This is a genomic window from Sphingomonas sanxanigenens DSM 19645 = NX02 (genome assembly GCF_000512205.2).
GTDB classification, from domain to species: Bacteria; Pseudomonadota; Alphaproteobacteria; order Sphingomonadales; family Sphingomonadaceae; genus Sphingomonas_D; species Sphingomonas_D sanxanigenens.
This window is the reverse complement of sequence record NZ_CP006644.1, coordinates 5,849,906-5,863,306: the sequence shown is the minus strand read 5'-3', so window position 1 is coordinate 5,863,306 and position 13,401 is coordinate 5,849,906. Positions and strand designations below refer to the sequence as shown.

At 69.8% G+C, this 13,401-nt stretch carries 19 protein-coding genes; 12 read left to right on the top strand and 7 right to left on the bottom strand.

The genetic code is table 11. The features are described 5' to 3' along the window. Positions 1 to 13 precede the first annotated feature (13 nt). Positions 14 to 493: an SspB family protein gene (locus NX02_RS26925; protein WP_025295269.1), complete on the bottom strand. Its 480-nt coding sequence runs from the start codon at positions 491 to 493 to the stop codon at positions 14 to 16. An 80-nt stretch (positions 494 to 573) separates the two neighbouring features. On the opposite strand from NX02_RS26925, the gene hisB reads away from it, so the two are divergent. From hisB to NX02_RS26895, 6 genes are read left to right on the top strand one after another with little or no spacing between them, the layout of a single operon-like run. Continuing rightward, entirely contained in the window at positions 574 to 1,182 is a 609-nt protein-coding gene (gene hisB / locus NX02_RS26920; RefSeq protein WP_025295268.1) for an imidazoleglycerol-phosphate dehydratase HisB, read from the top strand. Next, complete coding sequence (gene hisH, locus NX02_RS26915) at positions 1,175 to 1,786, top strand: imidazole glycerol phosphate synthase subunit HisH (protein WP_025295267.1); 612 nt, start codon at positions 1,175 to 1,177, stop codon at positions 1,784 to 1,786. The genes hisB and hisH overlap by 8 nt, the downstream gene beginning before the upstream one ends. Further along, complete coding sequence (gene hisA / locus NX02_RS26910; RefSeq protein WP_025295266.1) at positions 1,783 to 2,511, top strand: 1-(5-phosphoribosyl)-5-[(5-phosphoribosylamino)methylideneamino]imidazole-4-carboxamide isomerase; 729 nt, start codon at positions 1,783 to 1,785, stop codon at positions 2,509 to 2,511. The genes hisH and hisA overlap by 4 nt, the downstream gene beginning before the upstream one ends. Before the next feature lie 7 nt (positions 2,512 to 2,518). Beyond that, positions 2,519 to 3,289: an imidazole glycerol phosphate synthase subunit HisF gene (hisF, locus tag NX02_RS26905; RefSeq protein ID WP_025295265.1), complete on the top strand. Its 771-nt coding sequence runs from the start codon at positions 2,519 to 2,521 to the stop codon at positions 3,287 to 3,289. Between the two features lie 5 nt (positions 3,290 to 3,294). Further along, positions 3,295 to 3,615: a phosphoribosyl-ATP diphosphatase gene (locus NX02_RS26900; protein WP_025295264.1), complete on the top strand. Its 321-nt coding sequence runs from the start codon at positions 3,295 to 3,297 to the stop codon at positions 3,613 to 3,615. 20 nt (positions 3,616 to 3,635) lie between these two features. Beyond that, the gene (locus tag NX02_RS26895) at positions 3,636 to 4,013 is read left to right on the top strand and encodes an HIT domain-containing protein (RefSeq protein WP_025295263.1); all 378 of its coding nucleotides are present in this window, start codon (positions 3,636 to 3,638) and stop codon (positions 4,011 to 4,013) included. Between the two features lie 39 nt (positions 4,014 to 4,052). Here the strand turns inward: NX02_RS26895 and NX02_RS26890 are convergent, their stop codons facing one another. Beyond that, a complete protein-coding gene (locus NX02_RS26890) occupies positions 4,053 to 4,670 on the bottom strand; it encodes a J domain-containing protein (protein ID WP_025295262.1) in 618 nt (205 codons plus the stop codon). 40 nt (positions 4,671 to 4,710) lie between these two features. Here NX02_RS26890 and NX02_RS26885 point away from each other — a divergent pair, with 40 nt between their 5' ends. From NX02_RS26885 to NX02_RS26875, 3 genes are read left to right on the top strand one after another with little or no spacing between them, the layout of a single operon-like run. Further along, positions 4,711 to 5,001: a BolA family protein gene (locus NX02_RS26885; RefSeq protein WP_025295261.1), complete on the top strand. Its 291-nt coding sequence runs from the start codon at positions 4,711 to 4,713 to the stop codon at positions 4,999 to 5,001. Further along, positions 4,998 to 5,705 carry a glutathione S-transferase gene (locus NX02_RS26880; RefSeq protein WP_025295260.1) on the top strand — a complete coding sequence of 236 codons (708 nt, stop codon included), beginning with the start codon at positions 4,998 to 5,000 and terminating at the stop codon, positions 5,703 to 5,705. The genes NX02_RS26885 and NX02_RS26880 overlap by 4 nt, the downstream gene beginning before the upstream one ends. Beyond that, a complete protein-coding gene (locus NX02_RS26875; protein WP_025295259.1) occupies positions 5,702 to 6,601 on the top strand; it encodes an alpha/beta fold hydrolase in 900 nt (299 codons plus the stop codon). Before NX02_RS26880 ends, NX02_RS26875 begins: the two co-directional genes overlap by 4 nt. Positions 6,602 to 6,614: 13 nt before the next feature. Here NX02_RS26875 and NX02_RS26870 read toward each other — a convergent pair whose 3' ends face one another. Next, positions 6,615 to 7,664, bottom strand: coding sequence for a DUF2332 domain-containing protein (locus tag NX02_RS26870; RefSeq protein ID WP_025295258.1), 1,050 nt, complete (start codon positions 7,662 to 7,664; stop codon positions 6,615 to 6,617). Between the two features lie 46 nt (positions 7,665 to 7,710). Between NX02_RS26870 and hisG the strand changes: the two genes are divergently transcribed. From hisG to nusB, 3 genes are read left to right on the top strand one after another with little or no spacing between them, the layout of a single operon-like run. Continuing rightward, a complete protein-coding gene (gene hisG, locus NX02_RS26865; RefSeq protein WP_025295257.1) occupies positions 7,711 to 8,379 on the top strand; it encodes an ATP phosphoribosyltransferase in 669 nt (222 codons plus the stop codon). Beyond that, positions 8,369 to 9,670 (top strand): histidinol dehydrogenase, encoded by a 1,302-nt coding sequence (gene hisD / locus NX02_RS26860; protein ID WP_025295256.1) that lies wholly within the window; start codon positions 8,369 to 8,371, stop codon positions 9,668 to 9,670. The genes hisG and hisD overlap by 11 nt, the downstream gene beginning before the upstream one ends. Before the next feature lie 50 nt (positions 9,671 to 9,720). Next, positions 9,721 to 10,185: a transcription antitermination factor NusB gene (gene nusB / locus NX02_RS26855; protein ID WP_025295255.1), complete on the top strand. Its 465-nt coding sequence runs from the start codon at positions 9,721 to 9,723 to the stop codon at positions 10,183 to 10,185. 138 nt (positions 10,186 to 10,323) lie between these two features. On the opposite strand, the gene NX02_RS26850 is transcribed toward nusB, so the two are convergent. The 4 genes from NX02_RS26850 to NX02_RS26835 form a co-directional block, all read right to left on the bottom strand. Next, the gene (locus NX02_RS26850; protein WP_025295254.1) at positions 10,324 to 10,518 is read right to left on the bottom strand and encodes a hypothetical protein; all 195 of its coding nucleotides are present in this window, start codon (positions 10,516 to 10,518) and stop codon (positions 10,324 to 10,326) included. Between the two features lie 158 nt (positions 10,519 to 10,676). Then, on the bottom strand, positions 10,677 to 11,291 hold the full coding sequence (locus NX02_RS26845) for an HD domain-containing protein (protein WP_025295253.1): 615 nt from the start codon (positions 11,289 to 11,291) through the stop codon (positions 10,677 to 10,679). A 55-nt stretch (positions 11,292 to 11,346) separates the two neighbouring features. Continuing rightward, positions 11,347 to 12,981, bottom strand: coding sequence for a saccharopine dehydrogenase family protein (locus NX02_RS26840; protein ID WP_039996862.1), 1,635 nt, complete (start codon positions 12,979 to 12,981; stop codon positions 11,347 to 11,349). Then, positions 12,978 to 13,400, bottom strand: a complete 423-nt coding sequence (locus NX02_RS26835) for a hypothetical protein (protein WP_025295251.1) — start codon at positions 13,398 to 13,400, stop codon at positions 12,978 to 12,980. Before NX02_RS26835 ends, NX02_RS26840 begins: the two co-directional genes overlap by 4 nt. Position 13,401 lies beyond the last annotated feature (1 nt).

The following is a 13,401-nucleotide window of genomic DNA, read 5'->3' as shown; positions in this document are numbered from 1 at the left end:
GACGATCGATCCTTTATTTCTTCCGGCCGAAATCCACCGTGACGACGTTGGAGCCGTCCTCGCTGGTGATCGCCACCGCGTCGTTCTGCGGAACATCGGGCGTGCCGTCGAGGTCGTCGGCGGCCTGCGCCTGGAACTGCAGTGCGAAATTGACCGCCGGATCGACGAAGCCGGTCACTGCCGCGAACGGGATCAGCAGCTTGGCGGGCATCTGGTTGAAGCTCAGGCCCACTTCGAATCGGTCTTCGCTGACGCGCAGATCCCAGAACTTGTTCTGGAGCACGATCGTCATCTCGTCCGGGAAGCGTTCCAGCAGATGCCTGGGAATCTCCACGCCGATGCCGCGTGTCTTGAAGGTGATGTAGAAATGATGGGCGCCGGGCAGGCCGCCTTCGGCCTCCACCTGGCCCAGTACGCGGCCGACCACGGCGCGCAGGGCCTCCTGCACGATTTCATCGTACGGGATCAGGCTGTCGGGCGGGGTGTCAGTCATCGGGGCGACTCGTGACGTGTGTGGCGCCGGGGGTCAAGATGCGTTGCGCCATCCTTGTCGATCGCTATAGGCCCTTCGCCATGAGGACGGGCTCGGTTCAGCGCAGCACAAAGGAAACGTCGATCGCGGTCGAGCTCGATCTCGACGGCACCGGCGTCTATGAAATCGCGACAGGCATTGGCTTTCTCGACCATATGCTCGAGCAGCTCTCGCGCCATTCGCTGATCGATCTCAAGGTGAAGGCCGAGGGCGATCTCCACATCGACCAGCACCACACCACCGAAGATAGCGGCATCGCGATCGGCGAGGCGTTCAGCCAGGCGCTGGGCACCCGCAAGGGAATCACCCGCTACGGCACCGCCTATGCGCCGATGGACGAGACGCTGACCCGAGTCGCGGTCGATATCTCCGGCCGTCCCTACCTCGTGTGGAAGACCGAATTCAGCCAGCCGCGCCTCGGCGATATGGACGCCGAACTGTTCGAGCACTGGTTCCACAGCTTTGCGGGCTCGGCGGGCATCACGCTCCACTGCGAAACGCTGTACGGGCGTAACAACCACCACATCGTCGAAAGCGCGTTCAAGGCGCTGGCGCGCGCGTTGCGCCAGGCGGTGGAGATCGATCCGCGCAAGGCCGATTCGATTCCGTCGACCAAGGGTGTGTTGGGGGGCGCGGCCGGCGGTGCCTGATCGCGTCGCGCTGATCGATTATGGGGCGGGCAATCTTCACTCCGTCCACAACGCACTCAAGGCGGCGGGCGCCACCGATATCACCGTCACCGCCGATCCCGATCTGGTGCGCACCGCCGACCGCATCGTCCTGCCCGGCGTCGGCGCCTTCGCGCATTGCCGCGATTCGCTGTGGGCGATCCCCGGCATGGTCGAGGCGATCGAGCAGGCGGTGCGCGGCAGCGGGCGGCCGTTCCTCGGCATCTGCGTCGGCATGCAATTGCTCGCCGAAACCGGCGAGGAGCATGGCAGCCATGCCGGGCTCGGCTGGATCCCCGGCACCGTGGCCCTGCTGACGCCGGAGGATGCGGCGCTCAAGGTGCCACACATGGGCTGGAACGATGTCGTGCCCGCCGGCGATCACCCGCTGATCGCGGCCGGCGAGGCCTATTTCCTCCATTCCTATGCCTTCACCGGCGCCGACATACTGGCGCGGACCGACCATGGCGGCCCCGTGACCGCCGCGATCGGCCGCGACACGATCGTCGGCGTCCAGTTCCACCCCGAGAAGAGCCAGGCCTATGGCCTCGCCTTTCTCAAGCGCTTCCTGGATTGGCGGCCATGAGCCTGATCATCTTCCCCGCGATCGACCTGAAGGGCGGACAGGTCGTCCGCCTCGCCGAGGGCGATATGGACCGCGCCACCGTCTATGGTGACGATCCCGCGGCGCAGGCGCACGCCTTCGCCGCGCAGGGCGCGGATCATCTTCACGTCGTCGATCTCGACGGTGCCTTCGCCGGCCGCGCCGTCAATGCTGGAGCGGTCGAGTCGATCGTCGCCGCCTTCCCCGGCAGGGTGCAGCTCGGCGGCGGCATTCGCGACATGGCTGCGGCCGATCGCTGGTTCGGGCTGGGTGTCGCGCGAATCGTGATCGGCACCGCGGCGCTTGAGGATCCCGATTTCGTCCGCAACGCCGCGCGCTCCTTCCCCGGCGCCGTCGTCGTCGCGGTCGATGCGCGCGACGGCCTGGTCGCGACGCGCGGCTGGGCCGATGTCTCCACCGTCCGCGTCGAGGAGATGGCGAAGCGTTTCGAGGATGCCGGCGTCGCCGCGCTGCTCTTCACCGATGTCGGACGGGACGGGCTGCTCAAGGGCTGCAACGTCAAGGCGACGGTCGAACTGGCGCTGGCGAGCAGCATCCCCGTGATCGCCAGCGGCGGCGTCGCCGGCATCGAGGACATCCGGCTGCTGGCGCTCCACGCCGCGGACGGCATCGAGGGCGTCATCACCGGCCGCGCGCTCTATGACGGCCGGCTCGACCTCGGCACCGCGCTGATGACGGCGGCGTGAGCCAGCGATGACCGTCCGCGCGCGCGTCATCCCCTGCCTCGACGTCGCCAACGGCCGCGTCGTCAAGGGCGTCAACTTCGTCGATCTCGCCGATGCCGGCGACCCGGTGGAGCAGGCGCAGGCCTATGACGCGGCGGGCGCCGACGAGCTCTGCTTCCTCGACATCACCGCCAGCCATGAAGCGCGCGGCACGATCCTCGATGTCGTCCGGCGCACCGCTGCGGTCTGCTTCATGCCGCTGACCGTCGGCGGGGGCGTGCGATCCGCCGAGGATGCCCGGGCGCTGCTGCTGGCAGGTGCGGACAAGGTGGCGGTCAACAGCGCCGCGGTCGCGCGGCCCGAACTGGTCGGCGACATCGCCCAGCGATTCGGCAGCCAGTGCGTCGTCGGCTCGGTCGATGCGCGGCGGACGGGGAATGGCTGGGAGGTGTTCACCCATGGCGGTCGCCGCGCCACGGGGATCGATGCGGTCGCGCACGCCGTGCGCCTCGCCGAACTGGGGGCGGGCGAACTGCTCGTCACCTCGATGGACCGCGACGGCACGCGCGACGGCTATGACCTCGAACTGATTCGCACGATCGCCGACCGGGTCTCGGTGCCCGTGGTCGCGAGCGGCGGCGTCGGGTCGCTCGACCATCTCGTCGCGGGCGTGCGCGAGGGCCATGCCAGCGCGGTGCTCGCCGCCTCGATCTTCCACTTCGGCGAGGCGAGCATCGCCGATGCCCACCGCGCAATGGCGGCGGCGGGCATCCCCGTGCGCCGGCCGGTTGAGGCCTGATCCCGGTGAGCGACACGATCGACCGGCTGACCCGGATCATCGCCGAGCGCCGCGGCGCCGATCCCTCGACCTCCTATGTCGCCAAGCTGACCGCGCGCGGCCGCGCCAAGATCGCGCAGAAGGTTGGCGAGGAAGCGGTGGAAACGGTGATCGCGGCGGTGGCCGGCGATCGCGCCGGGGTGACGGCCGAAGCCGCCGATCTCGTCTTCCACCTCGCCATATTGCTGGCGGACATGGATCTGGGCTTCGCCGATGTGCTCGCCGAACTCGATCGCCGGGACGGCGTGTCGGGGTTGGTGGAAAAGGCCGCGCGCTCACCCGAATAATCGCGAGAGGATGCAGGACGATGCCGATCGACGCCACCTTGCCCTATGACGACGCCAACATCTTCGCGCGTATCCTGCGTGGCGAGATCCCCTGCACCAGGGTGTATGAGGATGACCATGCGCTGGCGTTCAACGACATCAATCCGCAGGCCCCGCACCATGTTCTGGTGATCCCCACCGGGCGCTACGTCTCGTGGGACGATTTCAGCGCCAATGCCTCGGACGCAGAGATCAGCGGCTTCGTACGCGCGGTCGGCGCGGTCGCGCGCGCGGCGGGGCTGGTGGAGCCGGGCTATCGGCTGCTCGCCAATGTCGGCGGCGATGCCCATCAGGAGGTGCCGCACCTCCACGTCCACATCTTCGGCGGCCGCCCGCTCGGCCCGATGCTGGCACGCTGACAGCCCCGAGCCCCGTCCCGCTTGCGGGAGTAAAGAAGGTCAGGCGAACGCGGCCGCGGACTTCAGCCGCGTATAGGCCGCGATCACCTCGCCCAGTTGCCGCTCATGGCTGCGATCCCCGCCATTGCGATCGGGGTGATAGCGCCTGACCAGCTCGGCATAGCGCTGGCGCAGCGCGCGGCGGTCGGCATCATGCTCCAGCCCCAGCGTCTTGAGGTCGCGGCGATTCTCACCGGATAGCGGCCGGCCGTCGGCGCGATCGGGGTCGGGCGCGGCGCGGTTGAAGCGCGCGCCGATCGCGTCGAGCGGATCGGTGAAGTCGGCCCAGCGCGGCGGGCGGTCGGCGCCGCCATTGGCGGAGAAGGCACGGGTCTCGCGTTCCCAGCCGCCAAAGGGCTGCTGCGCGTCGGCGATCTCGTCGGGGCTCATCCCGGCGAAGAAATTATAGCTCGCGTTGAAGGCGCGGACATGGTCAAGGCACAGCCAGCGCCACGCGCCGGGGCCGTCGAAGCCAGACCGCGCCCCGCCTTCGGGCGGCGCGCGAAACTCGCCCGCCTGGTCGCAGCCGGGCGCTGCGCAGGCATGAGCCGTTCCGCCAACCCGCCCATGAAAACGCGCATTGGGCCGGTCCTTTCTAATGCGTTCGCGTTCCGCCACCGCGGCTCCCCAAATCGTGCAAACCCCGTATATAGGGTGGATGGAGAGTGAACCCAAAGGCCCAGTCGCCGCCGAAATCGAGGCGCGGCTGATCGCAGCGCTGTCGCCCACCCGTCTGGCGGTAATCGACGACAGCGCGAAACATCGCGGCCATGCCGGGCACGATGCCCGCGGCGAATCGCATTTCACCGTCGAGATCGAGGCGGCTGCCTTCGCCGGGCAGAACCGCGTCGCGCGCCAGCGGCTGGTGAATCGCGCGCTCGCAGAATTGCTGGCGGAGCGCGTCCATGCGCTGGCGATTCGCGCCACCGCACCCGGCGAGGCGGCATGATCTATCGCCTCTGGTACTGGCCCTCGATCCCCGGACGGGGCGAGTTCGTGCGCCTCTCGATGGAGGCGGCCGGCATCCCTTATGAGGACAGCGCGCGGGAACAGGGTGTCAGCGCGATGATCGCCGACATGGGATCGCGCAAGCGCCGCGGACCCTTTGCCCCGCCCTATCTGGTGCTGCCCGACGATCGCGCGATCGCGCAGACCGGCAACATCCTGCTGTACCTCGGCGACACGCATGGGCTCGCCCCGGCCGACCCGGCGGACCGGCTGTGGGTGCATCAGGTGCAGCTTACCGTCGCGGATATGATCGCCGAGGTCCATCAGGCGCATCATCCCTGCGGTGTCGGCGCCTATTACGAGCAGCAGAAGAGCGAGGCCGCGCGCTTCGCCGCGGAATTCCGCGCGCAGCGCATGCCCAAATATCTCGGCTGGTTCGAAAAGACCCTGGGCGAGGATGAATGGATCGGCGGCGCGACGTGGAGCTATGCCGATTGCTCGCTGTTTCAGCTCATCGAGGGGCTCCGCTATATGTTTCCCGATCGAATGATGGCGCTGGAACCGCTCATCCCCGCGCTCGTCGCGTTGCATGACCGTGTCGCGGCGCTGCCTGGCATCGCCGCCTATGGCGAGAGCAAGCGCCGCACGCCGTTCAACGAGGACGGCATTTTCCGCCACTATCCCGAACTGGACGGGACGGAATGACCGCGGCCATCGCAGGCGTGGCGCTCGGCCGGATCGCCTTGCCGACCGGCGCCGAGCTGGAGGTCGCGACGGGCGGCGATCCCTCGAACCCGGCGATCATCTTTCTCCATGGCTTCCCCGAATCGCACCGTACCTGGCGAAGAATCCTGCCCGATCTCGCGCGCGACCATTATGTCGTCGCGCCCGATCAGCGCGGTTTCGGCGGCTCCTCCAAGCCACAGGACGTCGCGGACTACAGCATCGACAAGATCCTGGCGGATCTGATCGCGCTGGCCGACGCGCTCGGCATCGGCACCTTCACCCTGGTCGGCCATGACTGGGGCGGTGCCGTCGCCTGGACCGCGGCGCTCGCCCGCCCCGATCGCGTCGCCCGCCTGGTGATTCTCAACGCCCCGCATCCGCTGGTCTTCCAGCGCTCGCTGATCGACGATGCCGCGCAGCGGGAGGCGAGCCAGTATATCCGCATATTCCGCACGCCGGGCATCGAGTCGCAGTTCGAGCGCGCCGGCATCGGCACCTTCTTCGATCGCGTCTTCGCAGCGCACGCCGACCCGGAAACCATCGGCGACGAACGCCAGGTCTATCTCGACCAATGGTCCCAGCCCGGCGCGCTGACCGCGATGCTGAACTGGTATCGCGCGTCGCAGATCGTGGTGCCGGCGATCGGCGCCGAGGCGGAGCGGCCCGACTGGATCGACCGCCCCTTCCCGGTTCTGCGCATGCCTGTGCTGGTGATCTGGGCGCTGGGCGATCGCGCGCTGCTCCCCTGCCAGATCCAGGGGCTGCCGCCGCTGGTCGAGGATCTTGGCGTGATCACCGTGCAGGGCGGGCATTTCGTGCCGTGGGAACGGCCCGACGCGGTGATCGAGGCGCTGCGGGACTGGCTGGGTTCCTGACCCTCGCGGCGGATCAGTCCGTCACCCACTCCACCCAGAAGCCATGTGCATGCGCGTGCGCGAGCAGCACCGGCGCGCCGTCCCCCGGCCATGTCCTCACCACCAGATCGTGCCGGTTGAGCGTGCGGTCCGCCTCCAGCGTCACCCAGCCCAGGGGCCGATCCTCGGTCGCCTCCGCGCCGGCCGCCGCCATCGCCGCCGCGATCCGCGCCTGTCCTTCCGCCGGGAGATATTGCCAGACGATCGAATGCATCAGCACGCGCATCGTGCCCGCAACCTGCGGCCGGGCGAGCGCGGCCTCGACCCAGTCCGCGGCATCGCCCTGGACGAGATCGACCGGCCGCGCGCGGATCATCGCGATCGCGCGCGAGACGCGATCGAAGCGGATGCGGTGATCCGCCCAGATATAGGCGAGTAGCCGGCGCTCGGCGCCCGGCGCGGTCGCATCGATCGGGCGGATATCGACGCCGCGGACCGAATCGATGCGGACATCGGCGATCGGCGGCGGCGGCCCGCGCCAGTCGGGGCGGATCGGCACCGGCGACCCGGCCGACCCCGCGCGCACGCCGCCGAGGTCGAACGCGAAGCGGTCGATCAGCAGGTTGAGCCCGGCGCTCGATCCGATTTCCAGCAGGTCGAAGGGCAGGCCGAAGCGCGCGGCGAGCACCAGCAGCCCCGACATCAATCCGGCCGAACGACCCGGTTCGTTGGTCTGCGGCGGACTGTCGAGCCAGGCGGTCAATTCGGCATCATGGGTGTGCACTATAGTGCACAGGGCAGCAGCAAGCTGTGCAGTTTCCTGCACCACCCCCGCGAACAGCGCATCGAGCGGCGCCGCGCGGCCGTCGCGCCACACGGCATGGAAGCCTGCCGCGGCGCGCAATGCAAGCCCGTCCGCGATCGGCGCGCCCGGCCAGCCGAGAATCGCCCGCCCGAAACCGCTGCCGTCGTCGATCGTGCGGGCGATGCCGCGGCACAGGAGCGCGGTGATCGGCGCATCGTTGGCGTCACAATATTGCGCCTGCACCTCGAAGGCCGCACGATTCGCGTGTTCGTCTGCCATGGCTTCGGTTGCACATGGGGAGCCCCCCAAGTAAAGCGCCGCGATCATGGCCGGACCCCTCGTAATCGCCATCCCCAAGGGCCGCATCCTCAAGGAGGCGCTGCCGCTGCTCGCGCGCGCCGGCGTCGAACCCGAAGCGGCCTTCGCCGATGAGGACAGCCGCGCGCTGCGCTTCGCCACCAACCGCCCGGACATCGAACTGATCCGCGTGCGCGCGTTCGACGTCGCCACCTTCGTCGCGCATGGCGCCGCGCAGATCGGCATCGTCGGCTCGGACGTGCTGATGGAGTTCGACTATTCGGAGCTTTACGCCCCGGTCGACCTCAACATCGGCCATTGCCGCGTATCGGTCGCCGAGCCTGTCGCGCTCGCCGCGAGCGACGATCCGCGGAGCTGGAGCCATGTTCGCGTCGCCACCAAATATCCGTCGCTCACCGCGCGCCACTTCGCCGCGCGCGGCGTGCAGGCCGAATGCGTGAAACTCAACGGCGCGATGGAGATCGCCCCGGTGCTGGGGCTGGCGGACCGCATCGTCGATCTCGTCTCGTCGGGCCGCACGCTCAAGGAAAACGGGCTGGTCGAGGTGGAAGTCATCGCCGAGGTGTCGGCGCGGCTGATCGTCAACCGCGCCGCGTTCAAGACGCGCTCGGCGGAGATCGGCCCGATCGTCGCCGGCGTCCGCGCCGCGGTGGAGAGGCTCGGCCGTGCAGCCTGAAGGACCGCAGCGGCTCGATAGCCGCGATCCCGGCTTCGCCGAGGCCTTCGCCACGCTGGTCGATGCGCGCCGCGAATCGGACGAGGATGTCTCGCGCGACGTCGCCGCGATCCTCAAGCGCGTCCGCGCCGAGGGCGATGCGGCGGTGGCCGATCTGACCAGCCGGTTCGACGGCTTCGATCTCGATGTCAGCGGCTGGCGGATCGACGCGGCGGCCTGCCGGACCGCGCTAGACGGCCTCGAACCGTCGTTGCGCGCGGCGCTCGAACTCGCCGCGACGCGCATCCGCGCCTATCACGCGACACAGCGCCCGGCGGACAGCGACCGGGTGGATGAGGCCGGGGTCCGGCTCGGCGCGCGCTGGCGCGCCGTCGATGCCGCCGGTGTCTATGTGCCGGGCGGCCGCGCCGCCTATCCCAGCTCGGTGCTGATGAACGCGATCCCCGCCAAGGTCGCCGGCGTCGAGCGGCTGGTGATGGTGACGCCGACGCCGCAGGGCATCGTCAACCCGCTTGTGCTCGCCGCGGCCGCGATCGCCGGGGTGGACGAGGTGTGGCGCATCGGCGGCGCGCAGGCGGTCGCCGCACTCGCCTATGGCACCGATCGCATCGCCCCGGTCGACGTCGTCACCGGCCCCGGCAATGCCTGGGTGGCGGAGGCCAAGCGCCAGCTTTACGGCGTCGTCGGCATCGACATGGTCGCCGGCCCGTCGGAGATCGTCGTCGTCGCCGATGGCGAGAACGATCCCGCATGGATCGCCGCCGACCTGCTGAGCCAGGCCGAGCATGACCCGACCAGCCAGTCGATCCTGTTCACCGACGATGCCGCCTTCGCCGATGCCGTCGCCGCGGCGGTGACGGAGCAGCTCGATCGGCTGCAGACGCAGGGCGTGGCGCGGACGAGCTGGAACGCCAATGGCGCGATCATCCTCGTCGAGGAGCTGGCGCAGGCGATGCCGCTGGTCGACCGGTTGGCGCCCGAGCATCTCGAACTTGCGGTCGCCGATCCCGAGCCGCTTTTTGCGATGGTGCGCCATGCCGGATCGGTGTTCCTCGGCCGGATGACGCCCGAGGCGGTCGGCGATTATGTCGCGGGGCCGAACCATGTGCTGCCCACCGGCCGCCGCGCGCGCTTCTCGTCCGGCCTGTCGGTGCTCGATTTCATGAAACGGACCAGCTTCCTGGCGCTCGACGCTGCGGCGCTCGGCCGGATCGGCCCCGCCGCGGTCGCGCTCGCCGAGGCGGAGGGTCTGCCCGCGCACGCCCGTTCGGTCGCGGTGCGGCTGGGGTAAGAATCAACGCCGGGCTTGCCTTTGGCGCCTGCGCGCCTAGGTGAGCCCCCATGTCGAATCCCTCCAAAGTCCAGAATCGCTCCCGTTCGCGTTCCGCCGCCCGCCTCGCTGCGGTGCAGGCGCTGTACCAGCTCGAGATGGAAGGCACGAAGGTGCCCGCGCTGCTCGACGAGTTCCACCGCCACCGGCTGGGCGCGACGATCGAGGATGTCGAGTATGTCGACGCCGAAGTCGCCTTCTTCGACGATATCGTGAAGGGCGTCGATGCGCGTCGCGACGAGATCGACGCGCTGATCAGCGGCAAGCTCGCCACCGGCTGGACGCTCGAGCGGCTGGACAAGCCGATGCGCCAGATCCTGCGCGCCGGCACCTATGAGCTGGTCGCCCGCATCGACGTGCCCACCGCGAGCGCGATCAGCGAATATGTCGACGTCGCCCAGGCATTCTACGACAAGCGCGAGTCGGGCTTCGTCAACGGCCTGCTCGACGCGGTGGCGAAACAGGTCCGCGCCTGACGCCCATCCCCGGCAAGCCGCAGGTCGCCAGCGACGGCTCGATCCTCAGGAAGGAGAATGGCCGGATCTCGCGCGACCGCGTCGTTCGACGCGATCGCGTTCGACGGTCCGGGGCGGCGGGTGCAGCCATGCCCCCGATCAATTCGTGTCGTAAGCCGGCTCGGCATGCGCGTTCGACAGGTTCTGCCCGGTCGCCTGATCCTCGTTCAATTCCTCGCCATGCCAGATGTTGCGTGCGAAAAAGATGAAGACGAACACCGCCAGCACGATCGCGACGATATAGATGCCGGCGCGACCGAGGCGCCGGGGGCTGGGCTGGTTGGGATCGGGCATCGCGCGGCTCCTGTGATTGGCACTTCGCCGGGAGAGCGAACCGGAGCCGCGCGGGTTCCCTCAGTCCAGCCGCGCCGGATCCGCCCATGCGGTTCCCGACCGACGCTGCGATGGCCTGCGGGCATGCGGCAAAGCGCATCCTCGGTTCTCGGACGGGATCAGACGGCAGCGGCGAGGCGGGCAAGCGAACGCGCGATATTGGCCCGTGCCTGCGCCTCGAAGCGGCCATGGCCCCAGTCGGACAGATAGAGCCGCGCGCGTCGCCCGAACCCGGCCATCACCGCGGCGCGTCCGGCGGCGAAGCCGGCATCCGCGACATGGCCATATTCGAACCGGATCGCCGCCTCATAGGCGTCGAAGCGCGCCGGCTCGGCACCGAGGATCGCAAGATCCATGTCGAGGAAGCGCCCCATGTCGGCCCGCTCGTCTGGCGGCAGGGCGGGATCGATGCGGTGGCGCTGGGTGGCGCGGACCATTCGCGCCGCCCGGTCGAGCGTCGCGCGGTCCAGCAGCCCGGCGGCCAGCGTTTCGAGCAGCAGCGCGCTCCGTTCCTCATTGTCGTGCGCCTGCGGATCATAGACCGCATCGTGAAACAGGATCGCGTGGAGCACCGCATCCGGCGCTGCGAGATCCGCGCGCGTCTCGGCGAACAGAGCGAGCATCGCCTCGACATGCGACCAGTCATGATAGGCGCGCAACGGCTCGGCATGACGGCGGCGCAGCGTGGCGAGGAGGCCGGCCGGCACCGCAGCGAGCACTTCCGGGATCGTCATGGCGCAGATGTGCGCCTGGCCGCGCGGGAAGGCAATCGCGGATCGAGCAGGTGAATCAGGGCTGCGCGGTCGACGGCCGCAGCCAGCCCTCATAGCGCAGCACCCGGCCGACCAGCGGCAGCGCGGCATCGACCTCGAAACGGAACCGGTCTCCCTCCTGCCATTCGCGCCCCGACAGGCGCGGTGCGAGCGCGAGGGGCAGCGGCAGTCCCGCGATGCTCCACCGCCGGAGATGCATCGCCAGCCCTTCGGCATCGGCAGCCAGCTGGAAACCGAAGCGGAGCGGGCCGAAACGCTCGATCAGCAGCCCCTTGCGGGCGGTCATGCGGCTGGAAAAGCCATGGCGGCCGAAGCGGCGCGTCCAGCGTTCACCCCGGTCATCGGCGGCGAAGGCCATGTGCAGGTCATGGTCGCCCGCGGGCGGAAAGCGCATGATCGCGGCGGCAAGCGCGGCAAGCGGGCCGCGGCCGCGCGCCACATGCGCCTCGCCCGCCGCACCGTCGTCGGCGCAGATGTCGTGCATCGCCGCGACCAGCGGCGGCAGCCGATCGAAGCCGGCGCCCAGCACCCGGCGGTAGAGCGGCGGCGGCAGCGGGCGTTCGACGATGTCTTGCTCGACCGCCAGTTCCGCGAACAGCGGCGCGAAATCGGCGAGCGCCAGCAGCCGTGACGCATCGACGGCGCCGGACGCGATCCGGCCGTCGAGGATCGCCTCGGCGACCAGCACGGCGGCCAGCGTCGGAATCTCCGGGCCGTCGCCATGATCGGCGAGCAGGGTCCAGCAGCGTTCGACGTCACCCTCGGGGCGACGACCACGCGCCGCGACCCGCATCGCCGAACGCGTGCCGCCGAGCCGGACCGTCAGCCGCTGCAGCCGCGACAGCCAGGGCGCCGCGCGGCCGAGTCCTGCGATCCAATGCCAGCGCACCGGCCAGCTCGCGGCCCAGAGGACCAGGTTCTGGAAGCCGAGTTCGGTGCCGGCGCGGAACGTCACCGCCGGCTGGCCGGGCAGCGCGGAGGGCATCAGTGCAAGGTCGGGGACATCGGCGAGCGCGACCCACCGGTCGAGCGGTGGCCGGCCAGCGATGGTGAAGCGCGCGCGCCGCATCTCCTGCCAGCCGAACCCCGTCGTCCAGCGCCGTCCGCGCCACAAAGGCAGCGCCTGCCCGGCATAGGACAGCACCGCGCGCGTCACCGATGGGCCGGCACCGGCGCGGTTGGAGGCGGTGATCGCCATCTCCACCGATCGCACCGCCGCCATGTCGTGCGTGATCGCGCGAACGGCGGCACCCGACAGCGCCGGCACGCTCGACGCGCCCGTCACGACCGCGACGCCTGCCGCCCGCGCGGCCGCATCGAGCGCGCCGATGCCGGCCACGAAGCCGCGCGCATCGGCCAGATCGACATAGGGGATGGCGGCGGCGATGCAGGCGCGGGGCGCGGCGTAACCGCTTGCCTGGAACGGGCCGGCGGCATCGATGACGAGATCGGGCCGGAGCGCGGCCAGGGCGCCGCCGATGTCGGCGCGGTCGATCCGGGCGGGCTCGGCGCCCTCCAGCGTGGCGCAGAAGCGCCGCGCCCCGTCGAGGCTGCGGCCGGCGACGATCAGCCGATGCCCGCGCGCCGCCAACCGCCGCGCCAGCCGCGCGCCGAAACCGCCATAGCCGCCGATGATGAGGATGCGGCTCATTGGGTTCTGCGGCCACCCACGATCCTTAGGAAGGCCAAGGCCGCGATCACTCCCGCCGCGCCGAAGGCGGCGCTGAATGCCACCTGCGTGAGCGGGTTTGCCGGCGGATCGACAAAGCCGAGGATCGTCACCGGCACCGCGCCGATGACCATACCGAGCGCGGCGGTGCCGATCCGGCCCAGCGGTCGCCAATGGTTGAGCAGCAGCCAGGCGGGCATGCCGAGAATCAGGATATGCCCCAGCGCGATCGGCAATCCGAAGATCATGCCGAAGAAGATGATCGCCGGCAGCCCGATCAGCGCCTCGGCTCCGCCTCCGAACATCATCATACCCATGAAGATCGCGATCATCATCGCCACCCCGGCAAAGGCCGCGGCCATCACCGCGCCGGCGATACGCGCACCTGAAACCTCGACCATC

Coding starts and splice junctions, on each gene's coding strand:
- hisB (WP_025295268.1), top strand. CDS start 574: ATGAGGACGGGCTCGGTTCAGCGCAGCACAAAGGAAACGTCGATCGCG.
- NX02_RS26870 (WP_025295258.1), bottom strand. CDS start 7,664: ATGGCAGACGAACACGCGAATCGTGCGGCCTTCGAGGTGCAGGCGCAA.
- NX02_RS26840 (WP_039996862.1), bottom strand. CDS start 12,981: ATGAGCCGCATCCTCATCATCGGCGGCTATGGCGGTTTCGGCGCGCGG.
- NX02_RS26875 (WP_025295259.1), top strand. CDS start 5,702: ATGACCGCGGCCATCGCAGGCGTGGCGCTCGGCCGGATCGCCTTGCCG.
- NX02_RS26885 (WP_025295261.1), top strand. CDS start 4,711: ATGGAGAGTGAACCCAAAGGCCCAGTCGCCGCCGAAATCGAGGCGCGG.
- NX02_RS26895 (WP_025295263.1), top strand. CDS start 3,636: ATGCCGATCGACGCCACCTTGCCCTATGACGACGCCAACATCTTCGCG.
- NX02_RS26850 (WP_025295254.1), bottom strand. CDS start 10,518: ATGCCCGATCCCAACCAGCCCAGCCCCCGGCGCCTCGGTCGCGCCGGC.
- NX02_RS26845 (WP_025295253.1), bottom strand. CDS start 11,291: ATGACGATCCCGGAAGTGCTCGCTGCGGTGCCGGCCGGCCTCCTCGCC.
- hisG (WP_025295257.1), top strand. CDS start 7,711: ATGGCCGGACCCCTCGTAATCGCCATCCCCAAGGGCCGCATCCTCAAG.
- nusB (WP_025295255.1), top strand. CDS start 9,721: ATGTCGAATCCCTCCAAAGTCCAGAATCGCTCCCGTTCGCGTTCCGCC.
- NX02_RS26925 (WP_025295269.1), bottom strand. CDS start 493: ATGACTGACACCCCGCCCGACAGCCTGATCCCGTACGATGAAATCGTG.
- hisF (WP_025295265.1), top strand. CDS start 2,519: ATGACCGTCCGCGCGCGCGTCATCCCCTGCCTCGACGTCGCCAACGGC.
- NX02_RS26880 (WP_025295260.1), top strand. CDS start 4,998: ATGATCTATCGCCTCTGGTACTGGCCCTCGATCCCCGGACGGGGCGAG.
- hisA (WP_025295266.1), top strand. CDS start 1,783: ATGAGCCTGATCATCTTCCCCGCGATCGACCTGAAGGGCGGACAGGTC.
- NX02_RS26835 (WP_025295251.1), bottom strand. CDS start 13,400: ATGGTCGAGGTTTCAGGTGCGCGTATCGCCGGCGCGGTGATGGCCGCG.